Origin of the sequence: Marinimicrobium sp. UBA4509 (genome assembly GCF_002388575.1) — a bacterium.
Taxonomy (GTDB): Bacteria; Pseudomonadota; Gammaproteobacteria; order Pseudomonadales; family Cellvibrionaceae; genus Marinimicrobium; species Marinimicrobium koreense.
Window position 1 is genome coordinate 53,013 of sequence record NZ_DGMV01000051.1, and the last position, 10,789, is coordinate 63,801.

Genomic DNA, 10,789 nt, shown 5'->3' on the forward strand with positions numbered 1-10,789 from the left:
CAGGTGAATATCTCCGCGCAACAAATAATTGGGTGTGCCATCACGCATTTGCTGATAAATCCACCGGCCCTCGGCGTCCGTGCGCGCCACGATCAGCAGAAACTCACCGGTGTCTTTTACGCGCCGGGCCAGCTGTTGCAGATCAACCACCAGCTCGTCTGCCCGCTGACGAAGCAGCTCTCCATTGAGCTGTACCACTTGCCCATCCTGAGTCAGGGGGGAGGCACTTTGCAAACGCGCCCGCTGGTCGCTGACCTTCTCGCTGAACTCGGCCACCAGCGGATTCCCCGGATCCACGGACGCTGCCAGGTCCAGATAGCCCTGGGCCTGAGAGAGCGCGCTACGCGCGGCGGCGGAGCGGGCCAGATCGAGATAGCGCAAGGCAATGGCCTGGAGCCCGGAAATGGCGCGGGTGTTATCGGGGTCATAAATCAGCACCGCCCGATAGCGATCATGGGCATTGTCGCCCAACGGTGACAGCAATCGATCGGCAGACAGGGCCCGATCGCCCTCCTCCAGCCAGCGCTCAAGCCGCTGCTCTCGCGTCAGCGCCGGCTCGGGCTCGGGCATGGTATCAACCGCCGGCGGCGATGCCTGTGTCGAAGAGGGTGTCGGCGCGGGGCTGCTGCACCCGACCAACAGGGCAAGCCCCAGCATACCGCCCAGCATCCACCCTCGGGATCTCGTCCGATCGGTTGCGGGATGACCCAACTCATGCATGACGATAACCTTACTCACAGCGACTCCAGGAGAGCCAGTTGGCAGTTTTTGCGGTCCAAGTCCGGTACACTAGCGCCCCGGATTGATCCGAATTATTGTGGTTTGCCGCAGTCCGAGAAATGAGACTGCTTTGGCATTTAGCGGCCATGATACCCTCTCGCCGCAGAAAACGTCACCCAACACGGAATAGAACGACCTATGTTGACCCTGCAATTATCGCCATCCCGACACAATTTCCTGTCATTCTGGCGTCTGCTACTCTGGAGCACCCTACTCTGCGTTTTCAGCCAAGGCGCCGCCGCTCAGGACCTACTAAGCGGCCAATCCCAGAATTCGAGCCTACTGGGGGGCGGTGATGACTTTCTGCCGGTCACCGAGGCATTTCAACTGGAAACCCGGCTGTACGATGGCGAGCTGGTACTTCACTGGGAAGTGGCCCCGGACTACTACCTGTATCAAGAGCGGTTCCGGTTGAGCGCCGATCCCGAGCCGGAGGCGTTTGCCCCCCGATTCAGCGACAACACGGTCGACAAGTACGACGAGTACTTTGAAAAGGACATGGCGGTCTATTACGGCAGCGCCACTGTCCGCCTTGCCGTGGCCGACAACGCCCAGCCCTTCACCCTGCGAGTAGAGTCTCAGGGGTGCGCGGACGCGGGGCTGTGCTATCCGCCCCATGTTGATTACGTCAAGGTGGACCCCGCCAACCAGAGCGCCAGCATCGCCTCTGCGCCTCCCGCAAACACACCCGCAAATACCGACGACGGCGGCGCCACCTCCGAGGCCACGACCACTTGGCTCCCTTATATTCTGGTGTTGGCACTGCTCGGTGGCATCATTCTGAACCTGATGCCCTGTGTCTTCCCCGTGCTGTCGATCAAGGTCATGAGCCTGGCTCGAGCCGACCGCCAGCGGTTGCCGCTCCACGGCTGGGCTTACACCGCGGGCATTGTGGTCAGCTTTGTCGCCTTTGCCGGCGTACTGTTGGCCGCACGCGCCGGTGGAGAGGCGATTGGCTGGGGCTTCCAGTTACAGTCTCCCCTGCTCATTGCCGCACTGGTGTACTTGTTTTTTATTCTCGGGCTGAGCCTGTCCGGCCTGCTGACCATTGGCACGCGCTGGATGGGGGTAGGACAGAAGCTGACCCAGAGTGGCGGCCTGAGCGGCTCCTTCTTTACCGGCGTGCTCGCTGCTATTGTCGCCAGTCCTTGCACCGCCCCCTTTATGGGTGCGGCGCTTGGCTTTGCCCTGACCCAGCCCACGCTGGTGAGCCTGAGCGTGTTTGTGGCGCTGGGTCTGGGGATGGCGTTGCCACTGCTAGCGCTGTGCTACCTGCCATCGCTGGTGAACCATCTGCCAAAACCCGGCCCCTGGATGGACAGCCTGAAGCAGTTTCTGGCCTTTCCTTTATACCTGACCGCCATCTGGCTGATTTGGGTGCTCGGGCGCCAGGCCGGGCCCAATGCCGTGGCAGCGGTTGGCGTGGGGGCCGTCGCGATTGCCTTCGCGGGATGGTTACTGACCCGGCAGCCCCGTTCGACTCCGGCCCGATTCAGCCAGAAGGCGCTGGTATTACTCGCCTGGGTCGCCGCCCTGGCTCTGCCCTGGCAAACGCTGAACGCCCCAGTCGAGGACTCCCGCTGGGAGCCCTACTCCGCCGCCCGCCTGGACACCCTGCGCCGCGAAGGAACTCCGGTATTTATCAATCTGACCGCCGACTGGTGCCTGACCTGCCTGGCCAACGAGCGCGTGACCCTGAGTACTGACGACGTTGAACGCGCTTTCGACGCCCACGGCGTAGCGACCCTCAAAGGAGACTGGACCCACCGCGACCCAGCCATCACCCAGCTGCTGGAGGCGTACAACCGCAGCGGGGTGCCGCTCTACCTCTGGTTTCCCGCCGACCATCAGGGCCCAGGCATCGTGTTACCGCAAATTCTTCGCAAAAAAGCCCTGCTAGAGCGACTCGGGGATGGCACGGAAACACAATTGAGCCAAAATTGACGACGTTAGCAGCAATATTGCCGACTTTTTGCCATCCTCTGTTATCTTGCCTGTATTGCGCCGGGTTTGTCGCTCAAAATGACTGTTAACGGGTTTTGCCAACCCACTCAAACACGGCTTTATGCGCCACAACAGACCGAACGTCTGGCATCTTGTCGCCATTTGAGGACAATTTAGCAAAAACCCGAATAGACCGTGGACACTGTTGCTTTTTTGCGGCAAACTCGCCCCCATAACGTGCAAACGCCGATTTTCGCGCGTTAACACAACACCCGGTCAAGAAAACCACGGTCACACAGGATTTTTCATGGCAACCATTCTGGTTCTACATGGCCCCAACCTGAATCTGCTGGGACAACGCGAGCCCGGCATTTATGGTGCCCAGACCCTGGACACCATAAACCGGACCTTGACCGAACAGGGCCACGCCGCTGGCCACCATGTGTTGACCCTGCAGAGCAATGCGGAATACGAACTCGTTGAACGCATTCACGATGCGCGCCAGGAAGGGGTGGACTTTATTGTCATCAACCCTGCTGCGTTCACCCACACCAGCGTCGCCCTGCGCGATGCACTGCTGGGCGTTGCCATTCCTTTTATCGAAGTGCACCTGTCCAATGTGCACGCCCGCGAGCCGTTCCGCCAACACTCGTATTTTTCCGATGTCGCCCAGGGCGTCATCTGTGGTTTCGGCGCCCAGAGCTATGAGCTGGCCCTGACCGCGGCACTGCGCCACCTGGAGCGCGCCGCGCAGACAGGCAAGGCATCGACATCCGAATAGAAGTATCTACACCCTGACATCGAACCCGGTGCGCCGGGATCAATTCATCATTCATCCGTTGCTTTAAAGAGAGGCCCCAATGGATATTCGCAAAATTAAAAAACTGATTGAGCTGCTGGAAGAATCCGACATCGGCGAGCTGGAAATCAAAGAGGGCGAGGAATCCGTCCGCATCAGCCGCAATAACCCGAACGCTCAATACTTCACCGCCGCACCGGCCCAGGCGCCCGCGCAAGCACCGGCCGCCGCCCCCGCCGCACCGGCTCCGGCCGCCGACAGCAGCGAGGCAGCCCCCGCCGCGCAGCACAACGGCCACGTGGTGAAATCACCCATGGTAGGCACCTTCTACCGCTCCCCGAGCCCCGGCTCCCCGGCGTTTGTGGAAGTGGGCCAGCACGTTAAGGTCGGCGATGTGATCTGCATCGTTGAGGCCATGAAGATGATGAACCAAATCGAAGCGGACAAAGCCGGCGTGGTCGAAGCCATTCTGGTCGACGACGGCGAGCCGGTTGAATTCGACCAACCCCTGGTCACGATTGTATAAATCCAGCACCGAGGATTTGGTTTATGTTTGATAAAGTTTTGATCGCCAACCGCGGCGAGATTGCCCTGCGCATTCTGCGCGCCTGTAAAGAGATGGGCATTAAAACCGTCGCGGTTCACTCTGTCATCGACCGCGACCTGAAGCACGTTCGCCTGGCGGACGAGTCGGTATGCATCGGGCCCAACCCGTCGCCCCAGAGCTACCTGAACATCCCGGCCATCATCAGTGCGATGGAAGTGACCGACTCGGTAGCGGTACACCCCGGCTACGGCTTTCTGGCCGAAAACGCCGATTTCGCCGAGCAGGTGCAGAAAAGCGGTTTCGTATTCATCGGCCCGGATCCGGATACCATTCGCATGATGGGTGACAAGGTCGCCGCCATTGCCGCCATGAAAAAGGCCGGCGTGCCGACCGTACCCGGCTCCGATGGCCCACTGCCCGCCAACGATCGCGAGAAATGCCTGGCCATGGGCAAGCAGATTGGCTACCCGGTCATCATCAAGGCTGCCGCCGGCGGCGGTGGTCGCGGGATGCGCGTGGTACACACCGAAGCCTCGCTGATGAACTCCATCCACATCACCCAGAACGAAGCCAAGTCCGCCTTCGGCGACGATACGGTGTATATGGAAAAGTTCCTGCAGAACCCGCGTCATGTGGAAATCCAGGTGCTGTCCGACGGCCAGGGCAATGCCATTCACCTGGGCGACCGCGACTGCTCGCTGCAGCGCCGCCACCAGAAGGTGATCGAAGAGGCGCCGGCCCCCGGTATCCCGGAAGACGTTCGCCAGTCAACCGCACAGGCCTGTGTCAACGCCTGCATCAAGATGGGCTACAAAGGTGCCGGTACCTTCGAGTTCCTGTACGAAGACGGCAACTTCTACTTCATCGAGATGAACACCCGCATTCAGGTGGAGCACCCGGTCTCGGAAATGGTGACCGGTATCGACATCATCAAAGAGCAGATTCGCGTCTGTGCGGGCGAGAAGCTGTCCATCAAGCAGGAAGACGTGGTGATTCGCGGTCACTCCTTCGAGTGCCGCATCAATGCCGAAGATCCCAAAACCTTCATGCCCTGCCCGGGCAAGGTCAAGAATTTCCATCCGCCGGGCGGTCTGGGTGTGCGGGTGGACTCGCACCTGTACAGTGGCTACACGGTACCGCCGAACTACGACTCGATGATCGCCAAGATCATCACCTACGGCGAGACCCGGGAAGAGGCATTGAACCGAATGCGTCACGCCCTGGATGAGACCATCATCGACGGCATCCGTACCAATATTTCGCTGCAACAGTGGCTGGTCCGGGACGACGAGTTCCGCAAAGGTGGCGTCAACATCCATTACCTGGAGAAAAAGCTTTCCAGCTGACGCCCTATGCCCTGGTTGCAACTGAAACTGACCACGGACCGGAATAGCGCCGAGGCGCTGGAAGATCTTCTTCTGGCCAGCGGCGCTGTGTCGGTTACGCTGGAAGACAACGCCGATCAGCCCATTCTGGAGCCCGCACTGGGGGAAACCCCGCTGTGGGACCAGGTGCGCCTGACCGGCCTGTACGATGCCGACATCGACACGCGTGCGGTCAGCGAGCGGCTGGCTTCCGCCTGGAACCGGCCGCTGCCCGAGCACCGCTGGGAACAGCTCGAAGATAAGGACTGGGAGCGGGAGTGGATGAGCCACTACCAGGCCATTCGCTGTGGCGAACGCCTGTGGATCTGCCCCAGCTGGCAGGAACCCCCGGAGCCCGACAAGGTCAACCTGATGCTCGACCCGGGCCTCGCGTTCGGCACCGGCACCCATCCCACCACGTTTTTGTGCCTGCAGTGGCTCGACCAACAGCAGCTCGACGGTCTGGACCTTGTGGACTTCGGTTGTGGCTCGGGCATTCTGGGAATTGCGGCGCTGCTGCTCGGTGCCGACCGGGTGACGGGAGTGGATATTGATCCCCAGGCGCTTACCGCCACGCGGGACAATGCGGCACGCAACGCGCTGCCAGAAAATGCCATGCCGGTCTATCTGCCCGGACGATGCCCCGAGGTGACGGCCGATATCATGTTGGCCAACATTCTTGCCGGCCCTCTGGTTGAACTTGCGCCACAACTGCAGCGCATGACCCGGGTTGACGGCAAGATCTGCCTTTCTGGCATTCTGGCCAATCAAGCCGAAACCGTGATGGCGGCTTATCGCCCCTGGTTTGACTTTGACCCGGTGGCCGAACAAGACGGCTGGGTGAGACTGACCGGCACCAAAATACGCCCGTAACGACCCCGTTTCGGGTGAGGAGAACACTGAACAATCATGGCCCCGACTAACATGGTGACCCGCTGCCCGCAATGCGGGACGTCGTTCCGGATCACCCCGGCGCAGCTACAGTCAGCGCGCGGGGCCGTGCGCTGTGGGGCCTGCCTGCATATCTTCAAGGCACGGGACCATCTGGTGGGGGCCCAGGCGCCAGCGGCCGAGCCGGCCCTGGTGCGCCGCTCCCCCCAAAAACCCACCCAGAACAGACCGACCACCACCAAAGCGGAGCGCAAACCCGCCGCCCCCAAGGCGCCGTCCCCTACGCCGAAAGAGGCGCGTCCGCGCGCTGAGCAAAAGCCCAAGGAGACCGGGCTGCGCTTTGACCAGTCGCGAATCGACCAGGAGTCGAGCGCGCTGGATGACGATGACTTTCTGATCAGTGATGATATGGATCAGTCCCGCCCCGAGAGCGAAGACGATCCGTTTGGTGTCGGCGAACAATCCCGCTCGCACAGCACGCACTCACTGTTCGAGCGAACCCCTCGTCCTGAGGAAGAGGGGGCCTCGGAGTCTGTTGACGACACCGACGAATCCTGGGCCATGAGCCTGCTCGAAGAAGAGGAAGAGCAGACCGCCAGTGTTCGGGTCGAACCGGCCCCCGAGCCCGCCTCGGACGTACCGTCAGACTTTGAACTGATGGACGAGCCGGAACCTCCACCCCCTGGAGAACACATCAAGTTCCACCTCGCCAGCAGCGATGCCGAGCAGGTCGACGACTACCAGGGCGGTGAGCGCATGCGCGCCCACGATCCCGAACGCTCGGCGCTGCTGATGAACATCGACCCCGAGCCGGTCGAGATGAACTGGACTCACCGACAGACCCGCCGACGGCGCTGGCTCTGGCCATCGCTGGTTGCGCTCGCGGCGGTCGCCCTGCTCGTTCAGGTTGCCTGGCTACAATTTGACCGCTGGAGCCGGATGGAGCCCTACCGCACCGTCTATGCAACCGTATGCCCCCTGATTGGCTGCCAGATGCCCGAACTGGTCGATCGCCGCCAGATCCGCGCCTACAACCTGGTGGTCCGCAATCACCCGGAGCGTGAGGGCGCCTTGATGGTCGATGCGATACTGCTCAACACCGCCCGCTTTGACCAACCTTTTCCCGGCCTGGTGCTGGAGTTCAGTGACCTCAATGGCGAGGTGGTGGCGGCGCGTCAATTCACCCCCGAAGAGTACCTCTCTGGCGAGCTGGCAGGTCGCACCATCATGCCCAGCAACCAGCCCGTCCACCTGACACTGGAGCTGGTGGACCCCGGCCCGAGCGCCGTCAACTACCGAGCCTACATCCCCCACTGACCGGCCCTCCTCCCGGCCCCGCCTGTTGGGGCGAATCAAAACCGATCAAAAAAACATCAATTCGGCGGTTTTGCTCGTTCCCAATCCGGGGCCAAACGGGTATCATAGCCAACCTTTTCCGGGGCTGTCGGTTACGGCCATTGAGACCCTCGAACAGGTGAGTCGCGTGTTTCGGATCGGTACCCATCAAATAGACAGCCGGGTGATTCTCGCGCCCATGGCGGGTGTGACGGATCGTCCTTTTCGGCAGCTGTGCCGGAAACTGGGTGCCGGCCTGGTGGTCTCGGAAATGGTGACGTCGGATGCAAGCCTTTGGAACAGCCGCAAAAGTCGGCTGCGCCTGGACCACGCCGGCGAGGCGGAACCGATTTCAGTACAGATTGCTGGAGGCGACCCGGCCATGATGGCCGACGCCGCCCGACTCAACGCGAACAACGGCGCCCAGATCATCGACATCAATATGGGCTGCCCCGCCAAGAAAGTGTGCAAAAAGGCCGCCGGCTCCGCTCTACTCAGAGATGAGCCTCTGGTGGCCGATATACTGCAGGCAGTGGTAGCGGCGACCAACCTGCCGGTCACCCTGAAAATACGCACCGGCTGGGACCGGGATAATCGCAATGCGGTGCGCGTGGCACGGATGGCGGAGGATATCGGCATTCAGGCCCTGGCCGTACACGGCCGGACGCGGGCCGATCGCTATCAGGGCCAAGCGGAATACGACACCATAGCCGCCGTGGTGGATGCGGTAACCATCCCGGTATTTGCCAATGGTGATATCGACAGTCCGTACAAGGCGCAACAGGTACTCGACCAGACCGGCGCTAACGCCGTCATGATCGGTCGGGCCGCCCAGGGGCGCCCCTGGATTTTTCGGGAAATCGATCACTACCTGCGTTTTGGTAGATCGGTCCCCGAACCGCCACTGACTGAAGTCAGGGACATTCTCAGCAGTCATTTGCGTGACCTCTACGGATTTTATGGCGACTATTTGGGCCCGCGCATCGCTCGCAAGCACCTGGGCTGGTACTTGCAGACGGTACCCGGTAGCGACCCGTTTCGTCAGGCGTTTAACCGTATGGACAACGCACAAGAACAACTGGACAGCGTTCTGAAGTACTTTGAACAGCTGATAGAACAAGAGGATCAAGCGGCATGAACACAGCAGAAAACTTTTTGGCTCCCCTGGGCGATACGGGCCACACCCACACGCTCACTCACGGACAGTCCCTGCGCGGCTGCGTGGAACAGGCCATGGAGAATTACTTTCAAAACCTCGACGGCCAGCCCGTCAGCGACGTGTACAACATGGTGATGGCCGAAGTGGAAGCGCCCATGTTGGAGATTGTCCTCAAGTACACCCGTCACAACCAGACCCGCGCCGCCCAGGTGCTGGGGCTGAACCGTGGCACGCTGCGCAAGAAGCTCAAGCAGTACGACCTGCTCTGAGCGCGACAACCCGAATTCCGAGGGGGTGGCATAAAACCACCCCCTCTGCTTTTGTAACTCACCTGAATTGACACCGGCATTGGGGGAAACTCACCGACCATGACCACCGACCTAGCACCCGTAAATCGTGCGCTGATCAGCGTCTCTGACAAAACCGGCATTGTGGAATTTGCCCAGGCACTGCACCAGCGCGGTGTGGAGATCCTGTCCACCGGCGGCACCTTCCGCCTGCTCAAGGAAAACGGCATTCCCGCCGTGGAAGTCTCTGACTACACCGGCTTCCCTGAGATGATGGACGGACGGGTCAAAACCCTGCACCCGAAAGTGCACGGTGGCATTCTCGGCCGGCGCGGGCAGGATGACGCGGTCATGGGCGAACACGGCATTAATGCCATCGACATGGTGGTGGTCAACCTCTACCCCTTCGAGCAGACCGTGGCCAAGCCCGGCTGCACCCTGGAAGATGCCGTAGAGAACATCGACATCGGTGGCCCCACCATGGTCCGCGCCGCCGCCAAGAACCATGCCCACGTCAACATCGTGGTCAACGCCAGCGACTATGCGCGCATTCTGGCCGAGCTGGATGCCAACAACGGCAAAACCAGCCTGAACCTGCGTTTTGACTTGGCCATCAAGGCCTACGAGCACACCGCCGCCTACGACGGCGCCATTGCCAACTACTTCGGCCGCAAGGTCGAGGGTGGCAGCGAGCACTTCCCGCGCACCTTCAACAGTCAGTTCCAGAAAACCCAGGAAATGCGCTACGGGGAAAACCCGCACCAGAAGGCGGCCTTCTACGTGGAGCAGAACCCCGCTGAAGCCGGCATCGCCACCGCCAAGCAGTTGCAGGGCAAAGAACTGTCCTACAACAACGTGGCGGACACCGACGCCGCCCTGGAGTGTGTGAAAAGTTTTGAGCAGCCCGCCTGTGTGATCGTCAAGCACGCCAACCCCTGTGGCGTGGCGACCGCGGCCAACCTGAAAGACGCTTACGACCTAGCCTTTGCCACCGATCCGGAATCCGCCTTTGGTGGCATCATCGCCTTCAACCGCGAGCTGGACGGTGCCACCGCCCAAGCCATTGTCGAGCGTCAGTTTGTAGAAGTGATCATCGCCCCCACCGTGTCCGATGAGGCCGTACAGGTCGTGGCCGCCAAGAAAAACGTCCGTCTGCTGGCCTGCGGCCAGTGGGGCATCGAGCGCATCGGCGGGCTGGATTACAAGCGCGTCAACGGCGGCCTGCTGGTGCAGGATCGCGACAACGGCATGGTAGCCGAGTCGGACCTGAAAGTGGTCACCAAGCGCGCCCCTAACGAGCAGGAAATCCGCGATCTGCTGTTTGCCTGGAAGGTCGCCAAGTTTGTGAAATCCAACGCAATCGTCTACGCCAAAAACAACCAGACCATCGGTGTCGGTGCCGGCCAGATGAGCCGCGTCAACTCCGCGCGCATCGCCGGCATCAAGGCCGAGCACGCCGGCCTGGAAGTGAAGGGCTCGGTGATGGCTTCAGACGCCTTCTTCCCGTTCCGCGACGGCCTGGACAACGCCGGTGCCGCCGGCATTGCCGCGGTGATTCAGCCCGGCGGCTCCATGCGCGACGAGGAAGTGATCGCCGCCGCCGACGAGCACAACATCGCCATGGTATTCACCGGCATGCGCCATTTCCGGCATTAATCGGCAACGGCGGATGCGCCTTCGGCT

At 61.2% G+C, this 10,789-nt stretch carries 10 protein-coding genes; 9 read left to right on the forward strand and 1 reads right to left on the reverse strand.

What is annotated here, in order from left to right; genetic code table 11:
- On the reverse strand, positions 1 to 570 hold a 570-nt coding region (locus B3520_RS09170; RefSeq protein ID WP_286875901.1), incomplete at its 3' end, for a hypothetical protein.
- Between the two features lie 348 nt (positions 571 to 918).
- Between B3520_RS09170 and B3520_RS09175 the strand changes: the two genes are divergently transcribed.
- The 9 genes from B3520_RS09175 (at position 919) to purH (ending at position 10,762) form a co-directional block, all read left to right on the forward strand.
- Entirely contained in the window at positions 919 to 2,724 is a 1,806-nt protein-coding gene (locus B3520_RS09175; protein ID WP_286807554.1) for a protein-disulfide reductase DsbD family protein, read from the forward strand.
- Positions 2,725 to 3,031: 307 nt separating this feature from the next.
- A complete protein-coding gene (gene aroQ, locus B3520_RS09180) occupies positions 3,032 to 3,505 on the forward strand; it encodes a type II 3-dehydroquinate dehydratase (RefSeq protein ID WP_123636914.1) in 474 nt (157 codons plus the stop codon).
- A gap of 79 nt (positions 3,506 to 3,584) precedes the next feature.
- Positions 3,585 to 4,049, forward strand: coding sequence for an acetyl-CoA carboxylase biotin carboxyl carrier protein (accB, locus tag B3520_RS09185; RefSeq protein ID WP_286807556.1), 465 nt, complete (start codon positions 3,585 to 3,587; stop codon positions 4,047 to 4,049).
- Between the two features lie 23 nt (positions 4,050 to 4,072).
- The gene (gene accC / locus B3520_RS09190) at positions 4,073 to 5,416 is read left to right on the forward strand and encodes an acetyl-CoA carboxylase biotin carboxylase subunit (RefSeq protein ID WP_024459610.1); all 1,344 of its coding nucleotides are present in this window, start codon (positions 4,073 to 4,075) and stop codon (positions 5,414 to 5,416) included.
- A gap of 6 nt (positions 5,417 to 5,422) precedes the next feature.
- Positions 5,423 to 6,307: a 50S ribosomal protein L11 methyltransferase gene (gene prmA, locus B3520_RS09195; RefSeq protein WP_286805633.1), complete on the forward strand. Its 885-nt coding sequence runs from the start codon at positions 5,423 to 5,425 to the stop codon at positions 6,305 to 6,307.
- A gap of 36 nt (positions 6,308 to 6,343) precedes the next feature.
- Positions 6,344 to 7,642 (forward strand): DUF3426 domain-containing protein, encoded by a 1,299-nt coding sequence (locus B3520_RS09200; RefSeq protein ID WP_286805635.1) that lies wholly within the window; start codon positions 6,344 to 6,346, stop codon positions 7,640 to 7,642.
- Between the two features lie 166 nt (positions 7,643 to 7,808).
- Entirely contained in the window at positions 7,809 to 8,798 is a 990-nt protein-coding gene (gene dusB, locus B3520_RS09205; RefSeq protein WP_286805637.1) for a tRNA dihydrouridine synthase DusB, read from the forward strand.
- Complete coding sequence (gene fis / locus B3520_RS09210; protein ID WP_286805639.1) at positions 8,795 to 9,088, forward strand: DNA-binding transcriptional regulator Fis; 294 nt, start codon at positions 8,795 to 8,797, stop codon at positions 9,086 to 9,088. Before dusB ends, fis begins: the two co-directional genes overlap by 4 nt.
- Before the next feature lie 99 nt (positions 9,089 to 9,187).
- On the forward strand, positions 9,188 to 10,762 hold the full coding sequence (gene purH, locus B3520_RS09215) for a bifunctional phosphoribosylaminoimidazolecarboxamide formyltransferase/IMP cyclohydrolase (RefSeq protein ID WP_286805641.1): 1,575 nt from the start codon (positions 9,188 to 9,190) through the stop codon (positions 10,760 to 10,762).
- Positions 10,763 to 10,789 lie beyond the last annotated feature (27 nt).